General features: G+C 71.4%; 26 protein-coding genes. 18 read left to right on the top strand and 8 right to left on the bottom strand.

Annotated elements, in window-relative coordinates:
- Positions 1 to 19 precede the first annotated feature (19 nt).
- The 7 genes from glcF (at position 20) to BM144_RS09010 (ending at position 6,735) form a co-directional block, all read left to right on the top strand.
- On the top strand, positions 20 to 1,279 hold the full coding sequence (gene glcF / locus BM144_RS09040; RefSeq protein WP_092951352.1) for a glycolate oxidase subunit GlcF: 1,260 nt from the start codon (positions 20 to 22) through the stop codon (positions 1,277 to 1,279).
- Between the two features lie 179 nt (positions 1,280 to 1,458).
- The gene (locus BM144_RS09035; RefSeq protein ID WP_139225682.1) at positions 1,459 to 2,577 is read left to right on the top strand and encodes a Fe(II)-2OG oxygenase family protein; all 1,119 of its coding nucleotides are present in this window, start codon (positions 1,459 to 1,461) and stop codon (positions 2,575 to 2,577) included.
- Between the two features lie 25 nt (positions 2,578 to 2,602).
- Positions 2,603 to 3,394: a TSUP family transporter gene (locus BM144_RS09030; RefSeq protein ID WP_092951348.1), complete on the top strand. Its 792-nt coding sequence runs from the start codon at positions 2,603 to 2,605 to the stop codon at positions 3,392 to 3,394.
- Positions 3,391 to 4,287, top strand: coding sequence for an alpha/beta hydrolase (locus tag BM144_RS09025; protein WP_092951346.1), 897 nt, complete (start codon positions 3,391 to 3,393; stop codon positions 4,285 to 4,287). Before BM144_RS09030 ends, BM144_RS09025 begins: the two co-directional genes overlap by 4 nt.
- Before the next feature lie 171 nt (positions 4,288 to 4,458).
- A complete protein-coding gene (locus BM144_RS09020; RefSeq protein WP_092951344.1) occupies positions 4,459 to 5,340 on the top strand; it encodes a ProQ/FINO family protein in 882 nt (293 codons plus the stop codon).
- A gap of 188 nt (positions 5,341 to 5,528) precedes the next feature.
- Positions 5,529 to 5,957 carry a VOC family protein gene (locus tag BM144_RS09015; RefSeq protein WP_175525985.1) on the top strand — a complete coding sequence of 143 codons (429 nt, stop codon included), beginning with the start codon at positions 5,529 to 5,531 and terminating at the stop codon, positions 5,955 to 5,957.
- A 94-nt stretch (positions 5,958 to 6,051) separates the two neighbouring features.
- Complete coding sequence (locus BM144_RS09010; protein WP_092951342.1) at positions 6,052 to 6,735, top strand: helix-turn-helix transcriptional regulator; 684 nt, start codon at positions 6,052 to 6,054, stop codon at positions 6,733 to 6,735.
- A gap of 10 nt (positions 6,736 to 6,745) precedes the next feature.
- On the opposite strand, the gene BM144_RS09005 is transcribed toward BM144_RS09010, so the two are convergent.
- Positions 6,746 to 8,326: a hypothetical protein gene (locus tag BM144_RS09005; protein WP_245783600.1), complete on the bottom strand. Its 1,581-nt coding sequence runs from the start codon at positions 8,324 to 8,326 to the stop codon at positions 6,746 to 6,748.
- A 287-nt stretch (positions 8,327 to 8,613) separates the two neighbouring features.
- Between BM144_RS09005 and BM144_RS09000 the strand changes: the two genes are divergently transcribed.
- Entirely contained in the window at positions 8,614 to 9,339 is a 726-nt protein-coding gene (locus BM144_RS09000) for a hypothetical protein (RefSeq protein ID WP_092951338.1), read from the top strand.
- A gap of 14 nt (positions 9,340 to 9,353) precedes the next feature.
- Positions 9,354 to 9,827, top strand: a complete 474-nt coding sequence (locus BM144_RS08995) for a hypothetical protein (RefSeq protein WP_092951336.1) — start codon at positions 9,354 to 9,356, stop codon at positions 9,825 to 9,827.
- 30 nt (positions 9,828 to 9,857) lie between these two features.
- Here BM144_RS08995 and BM144_RS08990 read toward each other — a convergent pair whose 3' ends face one another.
- The 4 genes from BM144_RS08990 to lplT all read right to left on the bottom strand — a co-directional run bounded on the left by BM144_RS08990 (position 9,858) and on the right by lplT (position 13,922).
- On the bottom strand, positions 9,858 to 10,352 hold the full coding sequence (locus BM144_RS08990) for a glutathione peroxidase (RefSeq protein ID WP_092951334.1): 495 nt from the start codon (positions 10,350 to 10,352) through the stop codon (positions 9,858 to 9,860).
- A gap of 36 nt (positions 10,353 to 10,388) precedes the next feature.
- Positions 10,389 to 11,420, bottom strand: a complete 1,032-nt coding sequence (locus BM144_RS08985) for a TRAP transporter substrate-binding protein (RefSeq protein ID WP_092951332.1) — start codon at positions 11,418 to 11,420, stop codon at positions 10,389 to 10,391.
- Positions 11,421 to 11,662: 242 nt separating this feature from the next.
- The gene (locus BM144_RS08980) at positions 11,663 to 12,538 is read right to left on the bottom strand and encodes a DMT family transporter (protein ID WP_092951330.1); all 876 of its coding nucleotides are present in this window, start codon (positions 12,536 to 12,538) and stop codon (positions 11,663 to 11,665) included.
- Between the two features lie 103 nt (positions 12,539 to 12,641).
- Complete coding sequence (gene lplT / locus BM144_RS08975) at positions 12,642 to 13,922, bottom strand: lysophospholipid transporter LplT (RefSeq protein ID WP_092951328.1); 1,281 nt, start codon at positions 13,920 to 13,922, stop codon at positions 12,642 to 12,644.
- A gap of 140 nt (positions 13,923 to 14,062) precedes the next feature.
- Between lplT and alr the strand changes: the two genes are divergently transcribed.
- The 3 genes from alr to BM144_RS08960 all read left to right on the top strand — a co-directional run bounded on the left by alr (position 14,063) and on the right by BM144_RS08960 (position 17,765).
- Complete coding sequence (gene alr / locus BM144_RS08970) at positions 14,063 to 15,169, top strand: alanine racemase (protein WP_092951326.1); 1,107 nt, start codon at positions 14,063 to 14,065, stop codon at positions 15,167 to 15,169.
- Positions 15,169 to 16,065, top strand: coding sequence for a hypothetical protein (locus tag BM144_RS08965; RefSeq protein ID WP_092951324.1), 897 nt, complete (start codon positions 15,169 to 15,171; stop codon positions 16,063 to 16,065). The genes alr and BM144_RS08965 overlap by 1 nt, the downstream gene beginning before the upstream one ends.
- A gap of 119 nt (positions 16,066 to 16,184) precedes the next feature.
- Entirely contained in the window at positions 16,185 to 17,765 is a 1,581-nt protein-coding gene (locus BM144_RS08960; RefSeq protein ID WP_092951322.1) for an ABC transporter substrate-binding protein, read from the top strand.
- A gap of 38 nt (positions 17,766 to 17,803) precedes the next feature.
- Here BM144_RS08960 and BM144_RS08955 read toward each other — a convergent pair whose 3' ends face one another.
- From BM144_RS08955 to BM144_RS08945, 3 genes are all read right to left on the bottom strand, one after another.
- Entirely contained in the window at positions 17,804 to 18,445 is a 642-nt protein-coding gene (locus BM144_RS08955; protein WP_092951320.1) for a glutathione S-transferase family protein, read from the bottom strand.
- A gap of 147 nt (positions 18,446 to 18,592) precedes the next feature.
- The gene (locus BM144_RS08950; RefSeq protein ID WP_092951318.1) at positions 18,593 to 19,585 is read right to left on the bottom strand and encodes a 2-dehydropantoate 2-reductase; all 993 of its coding nucleotides are present in this window, start codon (positions 19,583 to 19,585) and stop codon (positions 18,593 to 18,595) included.
- 176 nt (positions 19,586 to 19,761) lie between these two features.
- On the bottom strand, positions 19,762 to 20,166 hold the full coding sequence (locus BM144_RS08945) for a hypothetical protein (RefSeq protein WP_092951316.1): 405 nt from the start codon (positions 20,164 to 20,166) through the stop codon (positions 19,762 to 19,764).
- A 271-nt stretch (positions 20,167 to 20,437) separates the two neighbouring features.
- On the opposite strand from BM144_RS08945, the gene radA reads away from it, so the two are divergent.
- The 6 genes from radA to BM144_RS08915 all read left to right on the top strand — a co-directional run bounded on the left by radA (position 20,438) and on the right by BM144_RS08915 (position 25,886).
- Entirely contained in the window at positions 20,438 to 21,817 is a 1,380-nt protein-coding gene (gene radA, locus BM144_RS08940) for a DNA repair protein RadA (protein ID WP_092951314.1), read from the top strand.
- A 119-nt stretch (positions 21,818 to 21,936) separates the two neighbouring features.
- Positions 21,937 to 22,395 (top strand): glycerate kinase, encoded by a 459-nt coding sequence (locus BM144_RS08935; RefSeq protein WP_092951312.1) that lies wholly within the window; start codon positions 21,937 to 21,939, stop codon positions 22,393 to 22,395.
- 54 nt (positions 22,396 to 22,449) lie between these two features.
- On the top strand, positions 22,450 to 23,388 hold the full coding sequence (locus BM144_RS08930) for a branched-chain amino acid transaminase (protein ID WP_092951310.1): 939 nt from the start codon (positions 22,450 to 22,452) through the stop codon (positions 23,386 to 23,388).
- Positions 23,389 to 23,436: 48 nt separating this feature from the next.
- A complete protein-coding gene (locus tag BM144_RS08925) occupies positions 23,437 to 23,643 on the top strand; it encodes a zinc-finger domain-containing protein (RefSeq protein ID WP_092951308.1) in 207 nt (68 codons plus the stop codon).
- Positions 23,644 to 23,757: 114 nt separating this feature from the next.
- On the top strand, positions 23,758 to 24,579 hold the full coding sequence (locus BM144_RS08920) for a glycosyltransferase family 2 protein (protein WP_092951306.1): 822 nt from the start codon (positions 23,758 to 23,760) through the stop codon (positions 24,577 to 24,579).
- A complete protein-coding gene (locus BM144_RS08915; RefSeq protein WP_092951304.1) occupies positions 24,579 to 25,886 on the top strand; it encodes an O-antigen ligase family protein in 1,308 nt (435 codons plus the stop codon). The genes BM144_RS08920 and BM144_RS08915 overlap by 1 nt, the downstream gene beginning before the upstream one ends.
- The last annotated feature ends 17 nt before the right edge of the window (positions 25,887 to 25,903 follow it).

The raw sequence follows: 25,903 nt of genomic DNA, 5'->3' as shown, positions 1-25,903 counted from the left end.
CACCACGAGACACCGCCCCATGCAAACCCGACTCGCCCCCGAATTCCAGGACACGCCCGAAGGCCGCGAGGCCGAGTCCATCCTGCGCAAGTGCGTGCACTGCGGCTTCTGCACTGCCACCTGCCCCACCTACCAGCTGCTGGGCGACGAACTGGACGGCCCGCGCGGCCGCATCTACCTCATCAAGCAGGTGCTCGAAGGCGACGCACCCACGCGCAAGACACAACTGCACCTGGACCGCTGCCTCACCTGCCGCAACTGCGAGACCACCTGTCCGAGCGGCGTGCAGTACGGCCGCCTGGTGGACATCGGCCGGCGCATCGTGGAAGAGAAGGTGCCGCGCCCGCTGCCCGAGCGCGCGCGGCGCTGGGCGCTGAAGGAGGGCGTGCCCTCGCCGCTGTTCGCGCCCGCGCTCAAGGCGGGCCAGGCGGTGCGCGGCCTGCTGCCGGCCGCCGTGCGCGCCAAGGTCCCGCGCCCGCAGGAGGCCGGCGCCTGGCCCGTGCGCGAGCACGCGCGCAAGGTGCTGATGCTCGCGGGCTGCGTGCAGCCGGCGATGCTGCCCAACGTGAACCGCGCCACCGCGCGCGTGCTCGATGCGGCCGGCATCCAGACCGTCATCGCCGCCGGCGAGGGCTGCTGCGGCGCGGTGAAGTTTCACCTCAACGACCAGGAGGGCGGCCGCGCGCAGATGCGCGCCAACATCGACGCCTGGTGGCCGCACGTGGAAGCGGGCGGCGTGGAGGCCATCGTCGTCAACGCTTCGGGCTGCGGCGTCACCGTGAAGGAGTACGGCCACCTGCTGCAGGGCGACCCCGACTATGCCGGGCGCGCTGCGCGCGTGAGCGCCCTCGCGCGGGACCTCTCCGAGCTGCTGCCCGACATGCTGCCCGCGCTGACCGAGCGCCTCGCGGGCCGCATCGACGCACCGCAGTCGCTGCTGGCCTACCACCCGCCCTGCACGCTGCAGCACGGCCAGAAGCTGCGCGGCGGCGTGGAGACGCACCTGGCGCGCCTGGGCTTTCGCCTGCGCGTGGCGCGCACCGAATCGCACCTGTGCTGCGGCTCGGCGGGCACGTATTCGCTGCTGCAGCCGGCCATCGCGGGCCAGTTGCGCGACCGCAAGCTCGGCGCCCTGGACGAGGCCTGCGCGGAGGAGCCGCCCGCGGCCATCCTCTCGGCCAACATCGGCTGCATCACGCACCTGCAGAGCGGCACGGCGACGCCCGTGCGCCACTGGATCGAAGTCCTGGACGAAGCCCTGCGGCCCGGCGCCGCCTGACGGCGCGCGGACGGGAGGGCGGCCGCGGCCCGGGCAAAGGCACGCGGCCGCACTGCATTTTTTTCGTTATGGACGGGTTTCTTTTTGCTTATTCCATCCCGGAATTCGCCGGAAGGTTCGCTGCTAGATTCGCCCCCGGCCCGCCTGGGAGCGGGTTTCTACCAGGAAATCCATAAAAAATGCATCCGTCCGTCCATAACGAAGAACAACAGCAAAACGCACAACCACCACAGCAGTCGGCACCGCAGCGGTCCCTGTCCGCACCGCGGCAGGAGGTGGGGGCCCTGCGGCTCACGCCGGGCCAGTCCGGCCTGCTGGACCGCCTGGCCGCCGAGATCGCCGCACTGGGCGGGGTGCAGTCTCCGCAGGCGCGCATCCTGGCGGCCCATGCGGCCACCGAGCTGCGCACCCTCTTCAGCGCCGAGCAGCAGCGCACCGCGGAGCTCTATGCCGGCGGCGCCATGTCGGCCCTAGTGTTCGAGGGCCTGGCCGTGGTGGACAGCCGGCCGCTGCCCGCGGCGCTGCCGGCACCTGAGGCCCTGGAGAACGACCCGGCCATCCTGCGGCTGGGCGCGCGCAACCAGATCCTGCTCAAGGTGGTGGAGCACCGCGCCTTCGCCTACGACATCGACAACGCCGCCAAGCTCGTGCGGCTGGTGGGCAACTTCAAGGGCGGCGGGCAGGAAAAGCTCGCCGGCGAGACCGGGCAGGCCGAACTCAGCTCCCATTCGGGGCTGTCGCTGGGCCCGCACACCGAGGCGCCGTACTGGTGCGCGGTGGGCCACCGCAACGGCCATTCGCCGTCTCCCTCGGCGCTGATCCTCAGCGCGATGTGGAACCCCGGCGGCGAGCCCACCTCGGTCATCCCGCTGCCCGACATCCTGGAGCGCATCGGACCCACGCACACGCTGTGCCTCACCTCGCCGAGCTTCAACTTCAGCCGCAGCGATTCGTTCAACGCCGGGCAGGGCGAGGACGGGCGCGGCGTGTCCATCCTCGACTTCGATCCGCGCGTGGGCTTCGCGGCGCGCTTCAATTCCTACCGCTTCTCGGTGGACGCGGGCGCCTCCGAGCTGGTCAAGCAGGCCTTCGCGGCCTTCTGCCAGGCCGTAGGCGAAGCCCGGCCGCTGCAGTGCGTGCTGTCGCAGGAGTCGGCCATCGTGATCAACAACACGCGTGCGCTGCACTGCCGCGACATCGTGCGCGACAACCGCCGCCTGCTGGTGCGCGTCTTCGGCTATTCGCGGGCCGCCACGGCCATCACGCTCAGCGATTCGCCGCTGATCGTGCAGGGCTGAACCGCCGCCTCCGCAGACCGAATCCATGGACATCGAAACGATTGCGGCCCTGGCCGCGGTGGCGTTCTTCGCCGGTTTCTTCGACGCGATCGCGGGCGGCGGCGGGCTCATCACGCTGCCCGCGCTGTTCCTGGCGGGCGTGGAGCCCGTGAGCGCCATCGCCACCAACAAGCTGCAGGCGGCCTCGGCCACCCTGTCGGCCACCGCCACCTTCGCGCGCAAGGGGCTCATCGACTGGAGCGAGGGCAAGTACCTCATCCCGTTCGCGATGGGGGGCGGCGTGTGCGGCGCGCTGCTGGTCAGCTTCTTCAGCAAGCGCTGGTTGGAGGCCAGCGTGCCCGTGCTGCTGCTGCTGGTGGCGTCGTACTTCGCGCTCGCCCCCAGGCTGGACCAGGGGCAGCGCAAGGCGCGGCTCTCGCTCTTCCTGTTCTCGGCGACGGTGGCGCCGCTGCTGGGGTTCTACGACGGCGTGTTCGGCCCCGGCGTGGGCTCCTTCTTCATGGTGGCCCTGGTGCTGCTGTGCGGCCTGCGCACGATGCAGGCGGTGAGCTTCACCAAGCTCGGCAATGCCTCGTGCAACGTGGGCTCGCTGCTGGTCTTCATCGCCAAGGGGGCGATCCTCTGGCCGCTCGCGATCGCGATGGCGTGCGCGGCCTTTGCCGGCGCGCAGCTGGGCGCGCGCTGCGCGGTGAAAGTGGGCCCGCGCCTCGTGAAGCCCATGATCGTGGTCGTTTGCTGCGCGCTCGCCGCCAAGCTGCTCAGCATGCCCGGCAATCCGCTGCGCGAGGCCATTGCGGGCGCGCTGCGGGCCGCATGACGGCCATGGCGATGGTGCCCCGGCCCCTGGCTCCGCACCCGCGCAGCGATGCCGCCTGGACCTGCGCGGAACCCGTGCCCGGGCCCGCGGGCTACTTCGAAGAAACCTTCGGCGAGGGCCGCGGCGACGGCCCCGGCCCCTATGCGCTCGAAGCCCGCGTGCTCCCCGCGCAGGGCGTGCCGGGCCCCGCCGCGGCGGGCCCGGTGTTCGCGCTGCATGGCGCGCGCTCCGACTACACGCGGCTCAATCCGCTGCTGTTCTGGCTGCAGCGGCACGGCGTGGGCAGCCTGGCGTGCAACCTTTCGGGCCACGGCCCCGGGTCGCCGCTGGCGCTCGGGCAGACCTCGCTCGCGCGCAACCTGCAGGAGGCGCGGCGCTTCCACGCGGCGATGCAGCCCGCGGCGTCCGTGGTGATGGGCCAGAGCCTCGGCGGGGCGCTGGCGCTCAAGCTGGCCGAGGGCAGCGCGGGCGCGGTGCGCAAGCTGATCCTGGTCTGCCCGGCCCTCTACCCGGAAGCCGCGCACGCGCAGCCGTTCGGGCCGGCCTTCACGGCCGCCATCTCGCGGCCCTTCGGCTTCCTGGATGCGTCCTCGCTCGCCTTCCTGGCCGGCTGGGACGGCGAGGTGCTCCTCGTGATCGGCGAATACGACGGCCTGCGCGCGCGGGAGCACGGCCAGCCGGACGGCCGCTCCGCGGGCACCGTGCTGCGGGACGGCCTGCCGCGCAGCAGCGTGATCCCGTACGAAGCCGTGGAAGCGATCGAGCGCGCAGCGGCCGGGCGCCTGCGCAAGATCGTCCTGCCGGGCTGCGACCATGCCGTCTCGCGCTGGCTGCGCGGCGATCCCGGGCGTGTGGAAGCGCTGGGCCGGCAGGTGCTGGCATTCCTCGGCTGACGCGGTGCACCGGCCTTCCATCCGGCCCGCCGCGCGGCCCGTTACCCGCAGCCGCGCACTGCCGCGCGGACCGGCCGGCGCGGACGCTGGCATGATGGCGGGTTTTCTTCCTGCCGCCGCCGCGCCCCGCGGGCCGTCGGCGCGACTGTGCCACCGGGCTTTTCCCCTGCCATGAACGATACCGTGAACGCACCCGATTCCGAGGCCCCCGGGGCTTCCACCCCCGACGATGCGGCCACCGCCGCAGCCGCAGCGCCGGCCCCCGAGGCTGCCGCTCCTTCGCAGGATGGCAGCGCCGCACCGGCCGATCGCCGCCGTGCGGGCCGCCGTGGCCGCGGTGGCCGGCCGCAGCGCCAGGGCGCGGAAGGCGCCCCCGCCGATGGGGCCGCGCCGGCCGCCGCCGCTGCCGCCGCACCCGGCGGGCGCCGCGTCCACCCCGCGCTGGAACAACTCGCAGCGCTGTATCCCAGGCACTTCGGCGCGCAATTCCTGCCGCTCAAGCGCGGCATCTTCCAGGACCTGCTCGATGCGCATCCCGGCGTGTTCGAGCGCGACGCGCTCAAGGTGGCGCTGGGCCTGCACACGCGCTCCACGCGCTACCTGCAGGTGGTGGCCGAAGGCCGCCCGCGCCATGACCTCGCCGGGCAGGCCGTCGAGGCCATGGCGCCCGAGCACGTGCACCACGCGCTGATGGAAGTGTTCCGCCGCCGCAAGCCGCGCGACGGCGAAGACCTGCAGGCCAAGCTGCGCCGCCGCATCGCGCAGGCCTTCGAGGCCTCGGGCCTGGACCGCGCGGGCTACGACGCGCTCGTGCGTGGCCGCGACGAAAAGGCCAACGCCCTGCTGGACGAGGCCCTCGCCGAAGTCGCCGAGCGCGACGCGAAGGCCGAAGCCTTGCTGCGCGCCTTCGAGGCCAGCGGCAGCGCCGACGTGGCGCAGTTCGCCGACATGTACGGCATGGACGTGCGCGCCGTGGAGCGCTCGCTGCAGCGCGCGCGCCAGTTGCGCAGCGCCGCCGAAGCCCGCGCCCAGGCGCCCGCACCGCACGCCTAGGCCGCACCGGAGTCCGAAGCCGCGCCCGATACCGGCCCGCTGGCGCAAGACCCCGCCGGCGCGCCGCCACCGCCCGCCTGACGCACGGCAGGCCCCGCCCGGCGGGGTGCGCCGCAACCACCCTGCTGACACCACGCTGTCAGCAGGGGCCCCGCACCATGGAGTCCTTCGCAACCCAGGAGCATTCCATGACCCAAGCCACCTCTCACGTCCCCGGCACCGCCGCTGCCACCGCCGCTGCCGCGGTGCGCGCCATCAACTGGTTCGAGATCCCGTGCGCCGACCTCGGCCGCGCGCAGTCCTTCTACGAGCGCGTGCTCGGCCGCCCGATGCGCCGCGAGGATTTCGGCGGCGACCCGATGGCCGTCTTCGCCCGGGGCGACGGAGGCACCGGCGGTTGCCTGGCGGCCGGCCCCACGCGCCGCGCGGCCGGCGATGGCGGCGTGCGCATCTACCTCGATTGCGAGCCCGGCCTGGGCGCTGCCGTGGCCCGCGTCGCCCCGGCCGGCGGCGAGGTGATCGATGCCTGCATCGAGCTGCCCCACGGCATCGGCTTCATCGCCCACCTGCGCGACACCGAGGGCAATACCATCGGCCTGCACGCCGCCGGGCGGTGAACCGCCGATATGTTTGCTATAAAAATAATAGCTAACTATTGAATGAAACCGGCGGCATCCGTCGGTTTTTGCCTGAACCCACTGCTTTTTCCCCATGCGCCGCGCAGACCCCCTGTTCCAGACCGTGCAGCTCATCCGCGGGCGGCGGCTGACCACCGCCGAATTCCTGGCGGCGCGGCTGGAGGTGTCGGTGCGCACCGTCTACCGCGACGTGGCCGACCTGCAGCGCCAGGGGGTGCCCATCGAGGGCGAGGCGGGCGTGGGCTACCGGCTGGGCGCGGGCTTCGAGCTGCCGCCGCTCATGTTCAGCCAGGGCGAGGCCGATGCGCTCGTGGTGGCCGCGCGGCTCGCACAGGCCTGGCTCGATCCGGCGCTGGCCCTGCAGGTGGAGGGCGCGCTCGGCAAGATCCTGTCGGTGCTGCCGCCCACCGCGCGGGCAGCGGCCGAAGCGCAGGCCCTCTACGCGCCCGGCCCGGGCATGGACCCGCGCACCCAAGCGCTGCTCGCGCCGCTGCGGGGCGCCGTGCACGCCCGGTGCATCGCGCGCATCGACTACGCCGACGAGCAGGGCCGCGCCAGCGTGCGGCGCATCCGGCCGCTGGGCTGCTTCTTCTGGGGCAAGGTCTGGACCGTGGCCGCGTGGTGCGAGCTGCGCGAGGACTTCCGGGGCTTCCGCGTCGACCGCATCGCGGCGCTGCAGGTGCTGGACGAGCGTTTCGCGCTGGAGCCCGGGCGCACGCTGCCGGACCTGCTGCGGCAAGTCCGGGGCGCGGGTTGACGCGGCTTCTTCAGCGCGGCCGCTGCAGTTCCTCGCGGGTGCAGAGGCGGTCGTTGCTGCAGCCTGCCGTGATCAGGACAGGGGAGCGGCCGCCGTCTTCGGTCATGCGGGCACGCAGCAGGCCGTTCTCGTCCACCGCCAACCGGCCGCTGTAGCCCGTCGTCGTGGTGCTGCCGGAGACCGCGCAGGAGCGGGTGCCTTCCGTCGCCAGCCCCTCGCCGGTCCATTGGTAAGTGCCTCGGTACTGGCATCTGCGATAGGTGGGCGTCTCGTAGCTGTCCATGCGGAACACACCGGCGCGCGCGACCAGGTCGATGGAGATCGGGTTGCCGGGAGCTTGTGCGAGCGGATAGCCGTAGCCCTCGAACGCTTTGTCGAAACGCACGGTGTGGTCTTCGTAGCGGTAGCGCGAAATGCGGCGGGGCGCCTCGCCGGGCAGGGTGATGGTGCCGCTGGTGGGGCTGTCGAAAGCCAGTTGTATGTCCCCGACGGTGGCCGCTTCCTCGCCGGGGGTCACGGGGCCTCCGATCACGGGTCCGCCGCGGAACTCTTTGAGGGGAAAGGAATAGGTGTTGATCCGCAGGGAGCCGCCGAAGTAGGTGGCGCCCTGCAGGAACACCGAGGAGCCGTCGTTGCGGTAGCCGAGGTAGGACAGGACGAGCATGCCGCTGTTGTCCAGCCGGTCGATCTGCAGGCTGCGGCCGGGCCGTCCGTCCAGTTCGCCGTCGAAGCTCCACATGCCCGGCTGCAGCGCCTCGGCGCCATACCAAGCGAGGGAGCAGGGCGCTATGGGGCTGTTGCCGAGCTGGGCCCAGGCTTTGCAGGGGCCCGTGAAGAAGACATCGCGGCCATCGATGCGCACCGACCCGGAGAGGAAGTTCTCGTTGTCGAACCTGAATTGCCCCGACTGGTAGGTGCTCCGTTGCTGGGTGCCGGAAGCATTCGTGCAGATGCGCGTGCCTTCCGAGGCGATGCTCTCGCTTTGCAACCGGTAAGGGCCCGTGTAGGTGCAGAGGCTGCCGCTGTCCGTGCTGGTCTGCGACAGCTGGAAGGTCCCGTTGGCGAAGCGCATTTTGTACATCGCTGTTTCCGGGCGGACCGCCGTGGAATGCACCGTCAACTGCATGTCCTGTTCGAAGCTGGTGACGCGGGACAGCCGTTGCTCGCCATAGGCGAAACGCACGATGCGCCGCGGCGCATCGCCCGGCAGCGTCACCGTGCCGGAGGTCGGCGTATCGAAGGCCAGACGCAGCGGGCCTGCGCTGCCCGCGACTTCGCCGCTGCCGGCCCCCCCGCCGATCACCGGGCCGTTGCGGAACTCGCGCAGCTCGCCTGTGAAGCCGTTGTCGCCGGCCGCGCGGTAGCCGCTCGCCTGCAGGAACAGCGCCGAGCCGTCGGCGCGGTAACCCAGGTAGGACACGACCATGCCCCGGCCCAGCTGGGTGTCGATCTGCAGGCTGCGGCCGGGCTGCCCGGTGAGTTCGCCTTCGAAGGCCCACATGCCCGGCACGGGCTCTGCCGAGGGGGCCACCTGCCCGTGCACCGGGGCCGCAGCAGTGGCCAGCGCGGCCGCCAGGATGCAGGCGTTCAAGAGCGGTGGGCGTAGAGATGTGGGGTGCATCGCGGTCCTTCGGAGATGAAACCAAACGTCAAAAAAAGAGCGCTAATGGAACATGCGTGAGGGCATCCGCCAACCCCTCCGCAGTAGGGAAAAAAGGTCAGGCGTCCACGGTCGATACCAAAAGTCACTTCTTTGACCCCCGGTTGCGGAACGATCGGGCGGGCCGCTGGTACGGTCGCCGTAGCCGAGCGGGCAGGCAGGTTGCGCAGGCGTTGCGGCCCCTGTCCGGGAGGAGACCCATAAAAAAAGGAGACGACATGGCCACCAGCACGCCCGCCGCGGGCACCGCCGACGACAAGGACCGTTCCGCGTTCGAGACCGCCATCTGGCTGCTGAAGGTGGAAATGGCCAATGCGGGCGCGCACATGACCATCGACGCGAACGCGCGGCTGTCGTACACGCGGCAGATCGACGCGATGGCCAACGAGTTGCGCGCGCAGGCCAGCGCCGGGCGCATCAGCTGGGCGCAGGCCGCGCAGCAGGCGCAGGACACGCGCAACGCCATCATGGAAATGGTCCGCGGCCGCAGCACGCCGTTCGGCCGCGCGATGGCGCAGCAGCTCAAGGCCGAGGGCAAGACGCTCAACGAACTCATCGCGCGCAAGGTGCAGCAACTGCACGGCCCGGGGGCGCGATTCGACCGGCTCTCCGCGGCGCAGCAGAACGCGGTGTACGGCGAGATCGTGAAGTCGGCGGGCAAGTCCAATCCGCGGGTCACGCAGGCGATGCGCGGCCTCTCGCGCGCGGGGCGCGGGCTGATCGTGCTGTCGCTCGCGCTGTCGGTCTACAACGTCGCCACCGCCCAGGACAAGGTGGCCGCCGCCGGCAAGGAGGTGGCCGTCACGGGCGCGGGCATCGGCGGCGGCATCGCGGGCGGTGCGCTCGCGGGGCTGGCCTGCGGGCCCGGCGCGCCGGTCTGCGTGGCCGTGGGCGCGTTCGTGGGCGGCGCGCTGGCCGCCTTCGGAACGGACCTGCTCTGGTAAAGGCACGCGGCGCCATGGATGTTCTTTCCGCTGAAGAGATTTCCCTCCAGATCCTGCGGGAGGCCGACGACCGCCACAAACCCCTGAGCGAGATCGTGCTGGCCGGCCGGCCGGTGGACCGCACGGTGGAGGCCGCCGTGCTGGAGGCCGCCTTCCGCTGCGCCAGCGGCTACCTGCTGTTCACCACCGACGACGTGCCGTGCGAGGAATTCCTCGGCATCCACCTCTTCAGCCACACGTTCGAGCTGCTGGACACCGCCACGCTCGGCAGCATGTATTCGACCGGCAGCTTCCTGCTGCTGGGCGTCGAGGGCACGGACACGGTGCGCTTCCGGTTCATCGGTGGCACGGACTGGCGGCTCAAGGTGCTGCCGCGCCCGCGGCTGCGCGTGCCCCTGCTGCCCGAGGCGCGCGGCGTGTCGCGCCCGCTCGGGTTCTCGCGGCACTTCGAGATCTCCGGGCGGCCGCAGCGCGAGCTGTCGGACTGACCGGCCAGGTACCAGTCCGCCGGGTGCGCTTCAGGGCGCGGGCTGCGCGAGCGCGGCCTCGATGTCGCTGGCCAGCGATCCGGGCTTGTCGGTGGGCGCATAGCGGCGCACCACCTGGCCGTCGCGGCCCACGAGGAACTTGGTGAAGTTCCACTTGATCGCCTTGGTGCCCAGCAGGCCGGGGGCCTCGGCCGTGAGCCAGCGGTAGAGCGGGGGCGCATCGCCGCCGTTCACGTCGATCCGCGCCATCATGGGGAAATCCACGCCGTAGTTGCGCTGGCAGAAGGTGGCGATCTCCTCGTTCGTGCCCGGGTCCTGGCGGCCGAACTGGTTGCAGGGAAAGCCCAGCACCACCAGGCCCTGCGCGGCATAGCGCTGGTGCAGCTCCTGCAGCCCCGCGAACTGCGGCGTGAAGCCGCAGGCGCTGGCGGTGTTGACGATGAGGAGCACGCGGCCCTCGTACTGGCGCAGCGGCACGGTCTGGCCGTCCATCTGCAGGGCTTCGAAGTCATAGGCGCGGGTCATGGCGGGCTCCTCCGGAGGTCCCCGCGGCCAGCGCGGTCAGGGGGACTTCGCCGCTGCGGGGCCCCCATTGTCGCCAGCAAAGTAGGGGATCAGCACGCGGTTGCCCTCGGCGCCGGTCTCGCGCAGGTATTCGATCGAGAAGTGCTCGCCCAGGCGGCGCAGCTCGCGCCTCAGCTCCGGCTCGGGGGTCTCCACCTTGATGCCGTTGCGCGCGAGTTCGGCCACCGAGGCGGACGCCGCCGCATCGCTCGCGGCCCACCCGCGCTTTTGCGCCTCGGCGGCGGCGGCCTGCACGGCCTGGCGCGTGGCCTCCGGCAGGGCCATCCACTTCGCCTTGTTGGCGATGACGAGGTTCTTGGGGTACCAGCCGCGCACGTTGTAGAAGTACTTGACCGGCGTTTCCCAGACCTTGCCGTCCACGCCCGTGGCGGGCGAGGTGAACATCGCGTCCACGCGGCGCTCCACGAACGCCTGGTGGATGCCCTGGGTGGGCACGTCCACCGGCGTGGCGCCCACCAGCTGGGCGATGCGCACCGTGCTGGGGTTGTAGGTGCGCATCTTGGCGCCGCGCAGATCGGCCATGGCGCGGATGGGCCGGGCGGTGAACAGCCCCTGGGCGGGCCACGGCACGGCGTACAGCACCACCAGCCCCTGCCGGTCGAGGGCTTCCTGCAGGACCGGGCGCTGCGCGGTCCAGAAGCGCTGCGCGTCCTCGTAGCTGTTCACGATGAAGGGGATGGCGTCGGCGCCGGCGATCCTGGCCTCGCCGGCCAGCGAGCTGAGCAGCACCTCGCCCGCGGCGATCTCGCCCGAGCGCACCTTGGCCGCGATCTCCGAAAGCCTGGCGGCGCTGTTGTCGGCGCGCAGATCGATGGCCAGGGCGCCGCGCGTGCGGGCCTTCACGTCGTCGGCGAACTGGCGCAGGTTCACCGTGTGGAACAGGTCGGCCGGGTAGCCGGAGGCCAGCGTCCAGGCCGCCTGCGCGGCCGCCATGGATGGGGCCAGGCAGGCGGCGGCCAGGGCCAGGGCACCTGCGCGGGCGAAGAAACGGCGTGTCGTGGGGATCATCCGGTCGGCTCCTCGGAAACGCGCGGGGCACCGGTGCGGCAGCCGCGACGCGCTGGGGAGCGATGGTGGCGACAACCGTGCCGCGCGGACGGCGGGGTTCACCGGAATCCATGCTGCGGAACGCCCATGGCCCCAAAAGCCGCGCCGAGGCGCGGCCACGGGCGCCGACCGTTGTTTTTCATCTGCACGTCGGCGGGGCCGGGGGGCCGCCTTGGCCCGGCGCGCGCAGGCCGGCCCGGCCGTCAGCGCCGCTGCAGCGAGGCCAGCAGCGCCGCGAGCACGATCATCCCGCCGCCCAGCAGCGTGCGCGGCTGCAGCGTGGCGGCCGAGAGCAGCACCGACGAGACGCTGGCGAACACCACCTCCGAGAGCATCACCACGGCCGTCGTGCCCGCAGCGAGCCGGGAGGCACCGAACTGCAGCGCCCAGTTGCCCAGCAGCAGCACGCCCGCGAGCAGCACCGCCGTCGCCATCCAGGTGGCGTTGGGCGCCGGGAAGGGCTCCACCACGCCCGCCTGCAGGCCGATCGCGCCCACCGCCAGCGCCATCAGCATGCAGCCGCCGAACATCGAGAACATGCGCGCCTGCCCCGGCACCGCGTGCAGGCGGCGCAGCGTGACGTTGGTGAGCGCGAACATGAAGCCGCCCAGCAGCGCCAGCCCGTCGGCCATCGACAGCCCGTGCAGCAGGGCCCGGGCCGAGGCGCCCTCGGGCCAGATCACCAGCACCACGCCCGCGAAGGCCAGCGCCAGCCGCGCCACCGCCTGGCCCGTGGGCCGCTCGCCCAGCACCTTCCAGGCCAGCAGCACCGCCCAGGCGGGCATGAGGTAGAAGAGCAGGATCACGCGCACCACGTCGCCCACGGTGACCGCCCAGTTGAAGGCCACGTTGTTCAGCCCCGAACTCAGGGCCAGCAGCCAGAGCTGCGGGTGCGCGCGCACCTGCGCCCAGATGCCGGGCCGCAGCGCCAGCAGCGTGAGCAGCACGCCGCAGTACATCGCCGCCGTCGCCCACAGCGGGTGCAGGCCCGCCCCGTGCATCAGGCGGAACGGCCACCACGCGAGGCCCCACACGAAGGCGTTGAACAGCAGGGCGAGGATGGGCAGCGGCGAGGTCATGGCGAAATCCGGTCCATGCCGGTGAATCTGCTGGATTTTTTGCTATTGAAACAATAGCAAATGCCGGGTGCGCCCCGGCGCTGGTGCGGGCGAGGCGCCGCCGTCAGTGGTGGTGGTCGTGCCGCGCGATGTGCAGCAGGTGCTCGACCTCGTCGTGGTAGCGCACGCAGTTGTGCTGGTGCCAGCGGCGGATCGCCCACATCACGCCGGCCACCACGAGGCCGAAGGCGGTGATGGCCCCGAACACCGACAGCCCCATCTTCAGCGAGAGGCTGTAGAACGCGCCCAGGCCCAGGATGGCGGCCTGCTCGTTGAAGTTCTGCACGGCGATGGAGCGGCCCGCGCCCATGAGGTTGTGCCCGCGGTGCTGCAGCAGCGCGTTCATGGGCACGACGAGGTAGCCGCCCAGGCCGCCCAGCAGGATCAGGAAGGGGATGGCGATCCAGATGCTCTTGATGAACACCATCAGGATCAGCAGCACGCCCATGGCGATGCCCAGGGGGATGACCTTGGTGGCCATGTCCAGCCGCATGCGCATGGAAGCCACCACCGCGCCCACCGCGGTGCCGATGGCCACCACGCCCGTGAGCGCCGAGGCCTGCGTGGTGTTGTAGGTAAGCGCCGCCGCGGCCCAGGCCAGCACGATGAACTTGAGGTTGCCGCCCGCGCCCCAGAACAGCGTGGTGGTGGCCAGGGAGATCTGGCCGAGCCTGTCGCGCCAGAGGCGGTTGTTGCAGGCCCAGAAATCGGGCAGCAGCGCAAGCGGGTTGGCGGGCATCGCGCGCATCTCCACGCCGGTGTGGGGGATGCGCGTGTTGAACCAGGCGGCCGCCATGTAGATCGCGATGAGCGTGGCGATGGCCGCCTCGGCCGCCGTGTCCACGCCGGTGTCGATGAGGGGGAAGTCCACCGACAGCAGCCAGGCCGAGATGTTGGGCCCCACGAGCTGGCCGCCCAGCAGCACGCCCAGGATGATCGAGGCGATCGTGAGCCCCTCGATCCAGCCGTTGGCCTTGACCAGCTGCGATGCGGGCAGCAGCTCGGTGAGGATTCCGTACTTGGCCGGCGAGTACGCCGCGGCCCCGAGGCCGACCACCGCGTAGGCGATGAGCGGGTGCGACCCGAACAGCATCATGAGGCAGCCCACGACCTTGATCGCGTTGCTCACGAACATGACCCGGCCCTTGGGCAGCGCATCGGCAAAGGCGCCCACGAAGGGCGCCAGCACGACGTAGAAGAGGGCGAACATCGGGACCAGTGCGGCCCGCTGCCATTCCGGGGATCCGCTGGTGCGCAGCAGTTCGACGGCCGCCACGAAGAGTGCGTTGTCGGCCAGCGAGCTGAAAAACTGCGCCGACATGATGGTGTAGAAACCGCGCTTCATCGAATGGCTGTGGGGTGCATCAGCACAACTGATGCCCTGTTAAATCTCGGAACCGGCTGCAAGTGACTGGCGGTTATATCACGCGCTCCGGACGCCCCGATGCCAGAATTCCCCCCTTTTCGCCCTGCAGCTCCGCCCCCATGCCGCGCCCCATACAAGCCACCATCCACACTGCTGCACTGCAGCAAAACCTGGCCCGTGCCCGTGCCGGCGCGCCCGACGCCCGCGCGTGGGCGGTGGTCAAGGCAAACGCCTACGGCCACGGCATCGAGCGCGTGTTCGAGGGCCTGCGCGGGGCGGACGGCTTCGCGCTGCTGGACCTGGCCGAGGCCGAGCGCGTGCGCCGGCTGGGCTGGCGCGGGCCCATCCTGCTGCTGGAGGGCGTGTTCGAGCCGCGCGACCTGGAGCTGTGCTCGCGCCTGTCGCTGTGGCACACGGTGCACTGCGACGAGCAGATCGACTGGCTCTCGGCCCACAAGACGCATGCGCCGCACCGCGTCTTCCTCAAGATGAACTCCGGCATGAACCGGCTGGGCTTCCCGCCCGCGCGCTACCGCGCGGCCTGGGCGCGGCTCAACGCGCTGCCGCAGGTGGACGAGATCTCGTTCATGACCCACTTCAGCGATGCCGACGGCCCGCGCGGCATCGCCCACCAGGTCGATGCCTTCGCCACGGCCACCCAGGACCTGCCGGGCGAACGCACGGTCAGCAACAGCGCCGCCACGCTGCGGCATGCCGGCGATGCGCAGGTGCGCGGCGACTGGGTGCGCGCGGGCATCGTGCTCTACGGCAGCGCACCCGACTTCCCCGAGCACTCGGCGGCGCACTGGGGGCTGGCTCCCGCCATGACGCTGTCGGCGCGCATCATCGGCACGCAGCAGTTGCAGGCGGGCGACACCGTGGGCTACGGCTCCTCTTTCACGGCCGACCGGCCGATGCCGATCGGCGTCGTGGCCTGCGGCTACGCCGACGGCTACCCGCGCCACGCGCCCACCGGCACGCCGGTGCTGGTGAACGGCGTGCGCACGCGCCTCGTGGGCCGCGTGAGCATGGACATGGTCACCGTGGACCTGGCGCCGCTGCAGGAGGCCGGCGTGCCGGCGGGCGTGGGCGCCGAGGCCACGCTCTGGGGCCGCGCGGCCGGCGGCGCCGTGCTGCCGATCGACGAGGTCGCGCGGGCCGCCGGCACGGTGGGCTACGAGCTGATGTGCGCGCTGGCTGCGCGCGTGCCCGTGGTGGTGGACTGATGCGCGGCGGCAAGGCCCGGCCCGGGCAGCGCACCGGAGGATCGGGCTGGCGCCGGGTCCGCACGCCCGGCCGCGCGCTGCAGGAATCGCTGCAGAGCCGCTACCGGCTGCGGGTGCACGGCTGGTGCATCGGCGCCTTCATGATGGCCTTCATGTGGGCTGTCTCGCACACGCAGATGGTGCTGGGCGTGGATTCGCTCGCCGTGCGCTACCTCGTCACGCTCGGGGCCGGCTACGCGGCCTACCTGGTGGTGCTGCGCCTCTGGGCCGCCCGCCTCGTGCGGCTGCCCGAGCGCCGCCCGCGGGACCGCGCGGAAGACGGCGACGATGGCCCGGGCGCCGGGGACGCGCTCGACGCGGCCGAACTCATCCATGACGCCGGCGACCTCGCCGCGCGTGCGCTGCGCGGCGCCGGCGGGCGCACGCCGCCGCTGCCGCGCGCGGGCGGCGGCGACTTCGCCGGGGCCGGGGCCGACGGGCACTTCGGCGATGCCGTGGGCGGCTCGCTGGGCGATTCCCTGGGCGACATGGCCGGCGGCGCGCTCGGTGCGGCGGCCGACGCCGACGAGGGAGCGGTGGTGGTGGTGCCCGTGGTGGCCATCTTCCTCATCGGGGCGGCCGTGCTGTTCGGCGCGGGGGCGCTCGCGCTGCTGTACTTCGGCGTCGACGTGCTGCTGGCCGTGGCGGTGGAACTGGCGTTCTCCTACGCCACCGCGCGCGCGGCGATGGGCGTGGAGCGCGCGGGCTGGCTCACGGCCGCCGTGCGCCTCACCTGGAAGCCGCTGCTCGGCGCGCTGCTGTGCGCCATCGTGCTGGGCGCCGCCATCGACCGGTTCCTGCCCGATGCGGGATCGCTGCCCGCGGCCGTGCGCATGCTCACGCGCGGCACCCACTGAACCGCCGGCCACGCGCATATCGATACAACCACAAAGTCGTTCGCTGCGGCCGGGCAGGTGGGCATAGTGGCCGGCTCGCGCTGCGCTGCAGCCTTCCACTTCCGGGACGACGACACACCATGCGATTCGCACGCACCCTCCTGGCCACCGCGCTTGCCGTGGCCCTTCCCCTGGCCGCGCAGGCCGCCACCTTCCGCTTCGCGCGTTCCGCCGACGTGACCACCTGGGACGTGCACGCGCACAACGTGGGCCCGAACAACGTGCTGCATTCGGCCGTGTACGAGACGCTGGTCGAATACAACAGCAAGACCTTCAAGCCCGAGCCGCAGCTGGCCACGGCCTGGAAGCAGGTCAGCCCCACGCAGCTGCGCATCACGCTGCGCCAGGGGGTGAAGTTCAGCGACGGCTCGCCGCTCACGGCCGAGGACGTGAAGTTCTCGCTGGAGCGCGCGAAGGCCAAGACCTCCAACTACGCCGTGTACGCGCAGGGCGTGGACCGCGTGCAGGTGGTGGATGCGCAGACGATCGACATCTTCTCGGACGTGCCCAACCCCGTGCTGGTGAACCAGCTCACCGAACTGCGCATCCTGAGCAAGCCCTGGGCCGAGAAGAACAACGCCACCACGCCGAAGGACATCAAGACCCCCGATGAGCCCTACACGCACCGCAACGCGCTCGGCACGGGCCCGTTCGTGCTCAAGTCGTGGGCGCCCGACCAGCGCACGGTGCTGGCCGCCAATCCGCACTGGTGGGGCAAGGGCAAGTTCGCGGGCAATGTGACCGACGTGGTCTACACGCCCATCAAGTCCGATGCCACGCGCACCGCGGCGCTGCTCTCGGGCGAGGTGGACTTCGTGATCGATCCCAGCCCGCAGGACATCGCCCGCGTGCGCCAGACGGGCGGCTTCAAGGTGCTGGAGGGCCCCGAGAACCGCACGCTGTTCCTGGGGCTGGACCAGTTCCGCGACGAGCTGCAGGGCTCGAACGTGAAGGGCAAGAACCCGCTCAAGGACGTGCGCGTGCGCCGCGCGCTCTACCAGTCCATCGACATCGCCACCATCCAGCGCGTGACGCTGCGCGGCCTGGCCCAGCCCACGGGCGCGCTCATCGCGCGGCAGGTGAACGGCTGGACGCCCAAGGCCGACGCGCGCTGGCCCTACGATCCCGCCGCCGCGCAGAAGCTGCTGGCCGACGCTGGCTACCCGCAGGGCTTCGAGGTCGATTTCGCGTGCAGCGCGGGCCGCTACACGAACGACGAGCAGCTCTGCCAGGCCATCACCGCGCAGTGGGCCAAGGTGGGCGTGCGCGCCAAGCTGCGCACCCAGCCGTTCGCCACGTATTTCCCGATGATCCAGCGCAACGAGGCCAGCATCTACCTGCTGGGCTGGGGCGTGCCGACCTTCGACGCGTTCTACTCGCTGCAGTCGCTGATCCGCTCGCCGGGCGCGGGCGGTGACGGCAACTTCAACCTGGGCCGTTTCTCCGATCCGCAGCAGGACGCGCTGATCGAGCGCATCAAGAAGGAGACCGACGCCGCCACGCGCAACGGCCTCATCGAGCAGGCGCTGCTGAAGGACCACGAACTGGTCTCGCACATCCCGCTCTACAACCAGATCATCCCCTGGGCCTCCACGCAGAAGGTGGATGTGCCGCACCGCGCCGACAACCGCATCGACTGGCGCGTGCTCAAGGTGAATTGACCGACCGACCGGCCGCCCGGCCGCCCCTCCGGGGGCGTTCAGTCTTTCAGGGCCGCCTGCACGGCCGGGCGCTGCGCCATGCGCTGGTGGTGGGCCTGCACCTTCGGGAACCGCGCGATGTCCACGCCGTCGCTCTGCAGCCATCCGGCCACGGTGAACAGGTAGGCATCGCTCACGGAGTAGTCCTCGCCCAGCACCCAGGTGCCCTGCAGGTAGTGGCGCTCGATCAGCTCGAAGCACTCCACCATGTTGGGGGCGACCTTGCGCTGCATGGCCGCGATGGCCTCGGGCTCGTCCGCCCAGCGGGCGCCGCGGCGGCCGTGCGCGTGGGCCACGTGCACCGTGGAGGCCAGGTAGCTGTGGAACTCCTGCATGCGCGCGAAGGCGTGCGGCGCCACGGGCGCGAGCCGCGCCTGCGCGAAGCGCTGCGCCACGTAGGCCAGCAGCGCGGGTGTCTCGGTGAGCACGCCGGTCTCGGTCACCAGCGCCGGCACGCGGCCCTTGGGGTTGACCGCCAGGTATTCGGGCGAGCGCTGCTGCTGGGCCGCGAAATCCAGCCGCGCGAGCGTGTACTCGGCACCGGCCTCCTCCAGGGCGATGCGCACCGCCAGGGCGCAGGTGCCGCGGGCGTAGTAGAGGGTGAGGGCGGGTGGCGCGGAAGGCGCGGGAGACACGGTCATGGAAGATCCCTTTCGGAAGGCGTGGCGATGGAAGGCCGGGCGGATGGGTGAACCGGCGCGGGGTGTGTGACTGGAATAGGAGTTTGAAGCCTTTTTGGCGTCATGCCGCCGGTTCCATTGAATAGTTTGCTATTGTTTTGGTAGTAATCAAGGCGCCGGCACCCCGTAGAGCCCGCGCGTTCGGCCCATCAGCCGCACGAGTCCGAACAGCGCGCCGGTGGCGGGCACGGGCGTCTGCGTGAGCCGGCCGAGTTCATGCACGGCGCCCACCAGCGCGTCGATCTCCATCGGCTTGCCAGCCTCGGCGTCCTGCAGCATCGAGGTCTTGAACGCGCCGAGCTTGCGCGTGACGGCATGGCGGTCTTCGGGCTGCTGGTCGATCGGCAGGCCCAGCCGCTCGCCGATGGTGCGCGCCTCGCGCATCACGTCGGAGACGAACGCGCGCACGAGGTCGTCGTCCAGGATGCGGTCGGTGGTGGCGCCGGTGAGCGCGCTGATCGGGTTCATGGTGAGGTTGCCCCAGAGCTTGAACCAGATGTCCTGCTGGATGCGGGCGGATGGCTCCGCATCGATGCCGCCGCGCGCGAGCATGTCCACGATCGACTGCAGGCGCGCGGTGGGCGCGCCGGACGCCTCGCCCAGGATCAGCCGGTTGCCGAAATGCTGCCGCACCACGCCCGGCGCGTCGAGGGAGCAGCTCGCATGCACCACGCCGCCGATCACGCGGGCGGCGGGAATGGCGCGCGCCAGGGCGCCGTCCGGGTCCACGGCCTGCAGCGCCTGGCCGCGCGCGGGGCCGGTGCAGCCCTCCAGGAACCACCAGGGCACGCCGTTCATGGCGGTCAGCACCACGGTCTGCGGCCCGAGCAGCGGCGCGATGCGCGCGGCGACATCGGGCAGGGCGGGGGCTTTCACGGCCAGCACGACGGCGTCCTGCGCGCCGAGCGCCGCGGGGTCTTCCTCCGCGGCCACGCGGGCGTGCTCCAGCGTGCCGTCCGGCCGGATGCAGCGCAGGCCGTCGCCGCGCAGCGCCTGCAGCGTGGCGCCGCGTGCCACGAAGGACACCCGGGCGCCGGCGCGCGACAGCGCCATGCCCATCCAGCCGCCGATGGCGCCCGCGCCATAGATCGCAACCTTCATCGTCTCCTGCCTCCCTCTGCGGGCCGCGGGCCCGTGCACACGAAGAAAGGCCCCGCGCAGGTGCCATGGGCGTGCTCGGGGCCGGGGAAGGGCTATTGTGCTGCGGGCGGCCGGAGCCGCCCGGGAACGGGCGACGGGCTACGGGCGGGTGGGCCCGTGGCCCGTGGGCGGGTGGATCAGCGCGCGGCGCTGGCAGCGTCCGACGCGGCGGAGGCCGGTGCGGCCGGCACGGGTGCCGTGCCGCCGAAGGTCGCGCCACCGGCGGGTGGCGGGGTGGACGCGGCGCCCGTCGTGGCATCGGTACCGGTGCCGGTCGTGCCGCTGCCGGTGGTGCCGGTGCTGCTGCCCGAGCCCATGCTGCTGCTGCCCGTGCCGGTGCCCATGGTGTCGGAAGCCGCGGGCGCCGTGGTCGGAGCGGGCGTGCTGGCCGGGGCGGTGTTCACATTGCTTTCCTTGTTGCGGTCGCAGGCCGACAGCGCCAGCACGGAGGCCAGCGCGATCGGGGCGGCGACCAGCCAGCGGCGCGAGCCGCGCGAAGGCGATGCGGTGTGCGAAGCGGTGGGTGCGTTGTTCTGGGACATGGGTTTTTTCTCCGTTCAGGAAAGGCGGCGCGATGCCGCCGGGGAGCACCATCCTAGGAACCGCGCACAGGCCGCGGAGTAGGATAGGGTTGACGACGCATTTGCTTACCGTTGCAGGCCTTTGCCGCCCGTTCGGGGGGCAGCGCATGGAAAAACGGGGCGTCCGTCCCCATCTCCATCGGCTGGGCCGGCGTGGCCCGCGCGCCCGCACGGCGCCCGGTGCGCTACCTTCTCTTCCTTTTCCCCTCCCTCCCCGCGAATCGCTTTCCCCATGGCCAAAGACAAGACCGTTTTCACCTGTTCCGAGTGCGGAGGCACCAGCCCGCGCTGGCTCGGCAAATGCCCCGCCTGCGGGGCCTGGAACACGCTGGTGGAATCGGTGCCCGAGGCCGGCCCGGGCAAGAACCGCCTGAGCACGCCGCAGTATTCCGGCCTCGCGCAGGCGCAGGCCGTCACGCCGCTCGCGGCCATCGAGGCGGCGGACGTGGCGCGCACCGCGAGCGGCATCGAGGAGCTCGACCGCGTGCTCGGCGGCGGCATCGTGGAGGGCGGCGTCGTGCTCATCGGCGGCGACCCGGGCATCGGCAAATCCACGCTGCTGCTGCAGGCGCTCGATGCGCTGCAGCGCATGGGCCTGCCCACGCTCTACGTGACGGGCGAGGAAAGCGGCGCGCAGGTGGCGCTGCGGTCGCGCCGGCTGGGGCTCGACCACAGCCAGGTCAACGTGCTGGCCGAGATCCAGCTGGAGAAGATCCTCGCCACGGTCGAGGCCACGCAGCCCGCGGTGGCGGTGATCGATTCGATCCAGACCGTCTATTCCGACCAGCTCACCAGCGCGCCGGGGTCGGTGGCCCAGGTGCGCGAGTGCGCCGCCCACCTCACGCGCGCGGCCAAGTCCACGGGCGTGGCGATGGTGCTCGTGGGGCACGTCACCAAGGAAGGCGCGCTCGCCGGGCCGCGCGTGCTGGAGCACATGGTGGACACGGTGCTGTATTTCGAGGGCGACACGCATTCGAGCTTCCGCCTGGTGCGCGCCATCAAGAACCGGTTCGGCGCGGTCAACGAGATCGGCGTGTTCGCCATGACCGAGAAGGGCCTCAAGGGCGTGGCCAACCCGAGCGCCATCTTCCTGTCGCAGCACAGCGAGCCCGTGCCGGGCTCGTGCGTGCTGGTCACGCTGGAGGGCACGCGGCCCATGCTGGTGGAGATCCAGGCGCTGGTGGACGAGGGCGGGCCCAGCCCGCGGCGCCTGTCCGTGGGCCTGGACCGCGACCGGCTCGCGATGCTGCTGGCCGTGCTGCATCGGCATGCGGGCGTGGCCTGCATGGACCAGGACGTGTTCGTGAATGCCGTGGGCGGCGTGCGCATCAGCGAGCCCGCGGCCGATCTGGCGGTGATGCTCGCCATCACGAGCAGCCTGCGCGGCAAGCCGCTGCCCAAGGGTTTCATCGCGTTCGGCGAGGTGGGCCTGGCCGGCGAAGTGCGGCCCGCGCCGCGCGGGCAGGAGCGCCTGAAGGAAGCCGCCAAGCTCGGCTTCACCGTGGCGGTCGTGCCCAAGGCCAATGCGCCGAAGAAACCCATCGAGGGCCTCTCGATCCATGCCGTCGAGCGCGTGGAGGAGGCCATGGAAGTGGTGCGCGGACTGGCGTGATCCGCCCCGGTGCCGCAGGGCCTGCTTCGCGGCCTCGCGGCGGGCGCGGCCGGTCGGCTCGGGCCGGTACGCACCATCCACACACCGGAGCGGTGGCGGGGCGACGACAATCGGCCCCCATGAACCTGCGCAGACTCTTCGTTCCCGTCCTCATCGCCCTGTTGATCATCGCGGCCTACCGCAGCTATGGCTGGCAGGGCATCCTGGCCTTGGGCGGCGGGCTCATCATGTGGGCGCTGCTGCATTTCACGCGGCTCATGAACGTGATGCGCAAGGCGGCGGACCGGCCCATCGGCCACGTGGGCAGCGCCGTCATGCTGAACGCCCGCCTGCGCAAGGGCGTGAACCTGATGCACGTGGTGGCCATGACCCGCGCGCTGGGCGAGATGCTCTCGGCCGACGGCGAAGAGCCCGAACGCTACCGCTGGACGGACGGCACGGGCTCGCATGTGACCTGCGAGTTCCGCGGCGGGCGGCTGGTTTCGTGGGAGCTGGTGCGCCCCGCGCCGGACGTGCCCGGGCCCGCCGCAGCCGCGCCGGCCGCGCTGCCGCCCGCCCCGGGGCCGGCCGCCCCGTAAAATCGCTGGCTTCGCGGCGCCCGCAGGTGCCGCCGCCCCCCGAAAAGGATTCCCATGAGCCCCGTAGTTCCTTCCATGGCCGACCGTGACGGCAAGATCTGGATCGATGGCCAGATGGTCGATTGGCGCGACGCCAAGATCCACGTGCTCACCCACACGCTGCACTACGGCTGCGGCGCCTTCGAGGGCGTGCGCGCCTACCAGACCCCGCAGGGCACCGCGATCTTCCGCCTGCAGGAGCACACCGAGCGGCTCTTCAACAGCGCCAAGATCCTGCGCATGCAGATCCCGTTCACGCAGGACGACGTGAACGAGGCCCAGCGCGCCGTGGTGCGCGAGAACGGCCTCGCCTCGTGCTATCTGCGCCCCCTCACCTGGATCGGCTCGCAGAAGCTGGGCGTGTCGCCCAAGGGCAACCAGATCCACCTCATGGTCGCGGCCTGGGCCTGGGGCGCCTATCTGGGCGAGGAAGGCCTGCAGCGCGGCATCCGCGTGAAGACCAGCAGCTACACGCGCCACCACGTCAACATCACGATGACGCAGGCCAAGGCGGTGAGCAACTACACCAATTCCATCCTGGCCAACATGGAGGCCACGGACGACGGCTACGACGAGGCGCTGCTGCTCGATGCGTCGGGCTTCGTGTCCGAAGGCGCCGGCGAGAACATCTTCGTGGTCAAGAACGGCGTGGTCTACACGCCCGACCTGTCGGCCGGCGCGCTCAACGGCATCACGCGCAACACCATCCTGCACATCTGCAAGGACCTCGGCCTCGAACTCGTGCAAAAGCGCATCACGCGCGACGAGGTGTACATCGCCGACGAGGCGTTCTTCACCGGCACGGCCGCCGAGGTCACGCCCATCCGCGAACTCGACCGCCTGGCCATCGGTGCCGGCAGCCGGGGCCCGATCACCGAGAAGATCCAGAGCGCGTTCTTCGACATCGTGAACGGCCGCAACCCCCGGTACGCCCACTGGCTGACCCTGGTCTGAGCCGCTTTTTTTTCCTTCTTTTTCCAGCCCTTGAACGCGAAACCCACCATGCCGCAAGCCACCATCGAACTGCTCGCCAAGGACCTGAACCCGCAGGGCGGCGTCTTCTGCCCCAGCCCCAAGGCCGACATGAAGATCTGGAACACCCACCCGAAGGTGTATCTGGACGTGGCGCACACGGGCGAGGCCAAGTGCCCCTACTGCGGCACCGTGTACCGCCTGAAAGAAGGCGAACGGGTCCACGCGGGCCACTGAGCGGCGGATACCACTCGCAATCGAAGCCGCACCGCGTTGCGCGGTGCCGGCCGGGCGGCGGCACAGTCCGCCCGGCAACCAGACCACCTCCCTCCACTTCGATTGTTCCCGGGCATGCAGACTTCCCCCCCGCCGCACGGCGGCAGCGGCCCCGCCGCGCCGCGCCCCACCCTGACGGTGGCCGTGCTCACGCTCAACGAGGGCCACCGCATCGCCGCGTGCCTGGAAAGCGCCGCCTTTGCCGACCAGCTCGTGGTGGTGGACAGCGGCAGCACCGACAACACCGTGGAGGAAGCCCGCCGCCTGGGCGCCGAGGTGCATGTGCATCCCGACTGGCAGGGCTTCGCGGTGCAGCGCAACCGCCTGCTCTCTTACGCCACGGGCGACTACATCTTCTTCCTGGATGCCGACGAAGTGATGACACCCGCGTTCCGCGAGGAGCTGCAGGCGATCGTCGCCTCGGGTGCGCGCGCCGTCTGGAAGATCCGCTGGCGCATGGTGGCGTTCGGCCATCCGCTGCGCCACCTGCGCACCACCTCGGCCATCGAGCGGCTGTTCCGCCGCGACATGCTGCGCGAGTACATCGGCGTGGTGCATGAAGAAGCCGTGCTGACCGAGCCGCAGGCGCCGCGCCACGAGGTGCGCGCGCCGCTGCTGCACCACTCGCGCGAGACGGTGCGCGGCAGCCTCGAAAAGCTCACGCAGTACGCCATGCTCGGCGCCGCCAAGCGCGCGGCGCTCGGCAAGCGCGGCGGCGTGCTGCGGGGGCTGGCATCGGGGTCGAGCATGTTCGTGCGGCTCTACGTGCTGCGCCTGGGCTTCCTGTGCGGCGGCGCGGGCTTCCTGTATTGCCTGTTCGTCGCGCTGGAGGCGTTCTTCCGCTACGCCGCGCTGGAGTACGACCGCGACCAGCTCTCCGGGAGCGTGCGCCGCTGATGGTTGTCCGATCCCTGCTGCCTCCGTCCCGCACGGAGCTCTTCACGCGGCTCTCGTGCGCCGCGGTGTTCATGGTCCCCGGCATCGCGCTGTGGGTGCGCTCGGGCTATTCGTGGGGTGCCGCCCTGCTGCTGCTGTGCAGCCTGCTCACGGCGGGCGTGTGGCTGCGCCGGCCGCCGGGGCGCGAGGCCTGGTGGCTGTTCGCCTCGATGGTTTGCATGGGCGCGGTCTGGGCGCTCGATTTCAATGCCGGGATCGGCATGGGCACGCTCGACCGTTCCTCCAAGTACCTGCTGGCGCTGCCGTGCCTGTTCTACCTGCTGGCCTACCCGCCGCGCGCCGAATGGCTCTGGCGCGGCGTGGCGCTGGGCGCCGTGGGCGCGGGCTGCATCGGCATCTACCAGACGCTTTCGGCCGAGCACGGCTGGTACCGCGCGCCGTGGCCGTATTTCCCGCGCGCCGCGGGCTACACCAACCCGATCCAGTACGGCGGCATCAGCCTGCTGCTGGCGTTGATGGCCTCGGCCGCGCTGCTCACGCTCTGGGAGCGCTGGCGCCCGTGGCAGCGCGCGGGCTGGGCCGTGGCGATCCTGATGGGCGTGGAGGGCGCGCTGCTGTCCGAATCGCGCGGCAGCTGGATCGTGCTGCCGCTGGCGCTGCCCGTGTGCGCGTGGCTGCAGGCCCGCTGCGGCCAGCGGCGCATGGCGGTGGCCGGCGCGGCCCTCATCATCGTGGGCGCGGGTGCGCTGATGTCGTTCAAGGCCGACGAGGTGCGCACGCGCGTGAACCAGGCGCGCCAGGAAGTCACACAGTACGAGGCGAGCGGCGACGCGGCCAACTCGGTGGGCCAGCGGCTCGCGCACTGGAAGCTGGCCTGGCAGATGGGGACCGACCGGCCCTTCTTCGGCTGGGGCCGCTACGGCTACGAGGTCGAGAAGCAGCGCCGCGTGGACGCCGGCCTGGCCCATCCCTACGTGCTGCAGTTCAGCCACGCCCACAACGAGGCGCTGGACCTGTTCGCCAAGCGCGGGCTCATGGGGGTCTGCGCGCTCGTGCTCTTCTACGGCGTGCCGCTGGTGCTGTTCTGGCCCACGCGCCGCCGCGTGCTGCAGCCGGACGGGCAGCCCGACTGCGAAGGCCTCGCGCTGCGCATCATGGGCGTGCTGGTGCCGCTGTCGTATGCGGGTTTCGGCACCACGCAGGTCTTCCTGGGCCACAACAGCGGGACGATGTTCTACCTGTTCATGAACATGGCGGTGCTCGCCATACTGCAGGGCCGCGAGCGCTCCGCACGCGCCCGGGCCTGAAGCGGCCCGCCCCATCT

The organism is Paracidovorax konjaci, from assembly GCF_900112675.1.
In the GTDB taxonomy this organism is placed as follows: domain Bacteria; phylum Pseudomonadota; class Gammaproteobacteria; order Burkholderiales; family Burkholderiaceae_C; genus Paracidovorax; species Paracidovorax konjaci.
The sequence above is the reverse complement of the archived record's forward strand: the minus strand, read 5'-3'. Positions and strand labels throughout refer to the sequence as shown.

Bases quoted from the DNA above. Each gene is read 5' to 3' on its own strand.
- glcF (WP_092951352.1), top strand. From the start codon at position 20: ATGCAAACCCGACTCGCCCCCGAATTCCAGGACACGCCCGAAGGCCGC.
- BM144_RS09035 (WP_139225682.1), top strand. From the start codon at position 1,459: ATGCATCCGTCCGTCCATAACGAAGAACAACAGCAAAACGCACAACCA.
- BM144_RS09030 (WP_092951348.1), top strand. From the start codon at position 2,603: ATGGACATCGAAACGATTGCGGCCCTGGCCGCGGTGGCGTTCTTCGCC.
- BM144_RS09025 (WP_092951346.1), top strand. From the start codon at position 3,391: ATGACGGCCATGGCGATGGTGCCCCGGCCCCTGGCTCCGCACCCGCGC.
- BM144_RS09020 (WP_092951344.1), top strand. From the start codon at position 4,459: ATGAACGATACCGTGAACGCACCCGATTCCGAGGCCCCCGGGGCTTCC.
- BM144_RS09015 (WP_175525985.1), top strand. From the start codon at position 5,529: ATGACCCAAGCCACCTCTCACGTCCCCGGCACCGCCGCTGCCACCGCC.
- BM144_RS09010 (WP_092951342.1), top strand. From the start codon at position 6,052: ATGCGCCGCGCAGACCCCCTGTTCCAGACCGTGCAGCTCATCCGCGGG.
- BM144_RS09000 (WP_092951338.1), top strand. From the start codon at position 8,614: ATGGCCACCAGCACGCCCGCCGCGGGCACCGCCGACGACAAGGACCGT.
- BM144_RS08995 (WP_092951336.1), top strand. From the start codon at position 9,354: ATGGATGTTCTTTCCGCTGAAGAGATTTCCCTCCAGATCCTGCGGGAG.
- BM144_RS08990 (WP_092951334.1), bottom strand. From the start codon at position 10,352: ATGACCCGCGCCTATGACTTCGAAGCCCTGCAGATGGACGGCCAGACC.
- BM144_RS08985 (WP_092951332.1), bottom strand. From the start codon at position 11,420: ATGATCCCCACGACACGCCGTTTCTTCGCCCGCGCAGGTGCCCTGGCC.
- BM144_RS08980 (WP_092951330.1), bottom strand. From the start codon at position 12,538: ATGACCTCGCCGCTGCCCATCCTCGCCCTGCTGTTCAACGCCTTCGTG.
- lplT (WP_092951328.1), bottom strand. From the start codon at position 13,922: ATGAAGCGCGGTTTCTACACCATCATGTCGGCGCAGTTTTTCAGCTCG.
- alr (WP_092951326.1), top strand. From the start codon at position 14,063: ATGCCGCGCCCCATACAAGCCACCATCCACACTGCTGCACTGCAGCAA.
- BM144_RS08965 (WP_092951324.1), top strand. From the start codon at position 15,169: ATGCGCGGCGGCAAGGCCCGGCCCGGGCAGCGCACCGGAGGATCGGGC.
- BM144_RS08960 (WP_092951322.1), top strand. From the start codon at position 16,185: ATGCGATTCGCACGCACCCTCCTGGCCACCGCGCTTGCCGTGGCCCTT.
- BM144_RS08955 (WP_092951320.1), bottom strand. From the start codon at position 18,445: ATGACCGTGTCTCCCGCGCCTTCCGCGCCACCCGCCCTCACCCTCTAC.
- BM144_RS08950 (WP_092951318.1), bottom strand. From the start codon at position 19,585: ATGAAGGTTGCGATCTATGGCGCGGGCGCCATCGGCGGCTGGATGGGC.
- BM144_RS08945 (WP_092951316.1), bottom strand. From the start codon at position 20,166: ATGTCCCAGAACAACGCACCCACCGCTTCGCACACCGCATCGCCTTCG.
- radA (WP_092951314.1), top strand. From the start codon at position 20,438: ATGGCCAAAGACAAGACCGTTTTCACCTGTTCCGAGTGCGGAGGCACC.
- BM144_RS08935 (WP_092951312.1), top strand. From the start codon at position 21,937: ATGAACCTGCGCAGACTCTTCGTTCCCGTCCTCATCGCCCTGTTGATC.
- BM144_RS08930 (WP_092951310.1), top strand. From the start codon at position 22,450: ATGAGCCCCGTAGTTCCTTCCATGGCCGACCGTGACGGCAAGATCTGG.
- BM144_RS08925 (WP_092951308.1), top strand. From the start codon at position 23,437: ATGCCGCAAGCCACCATCGAACTGCTCGCCAAGGACCTGAACCCGCAG.
- BM144_RS08920 (WP_092951306.1), top strand. From the start codon at position 23,758: ATGCAGACTTCCCCCCCGCCGCACGGCGGCAGCGGCCCCGCCGCGCCG.
- BM144_RS08915 (WP_092951304.1), top strand. From the start codon at position 24,579: ATGGTTGTCCGATCCCTGCTGCCTCCGTCCCGCACGGAGCTCTTCACG.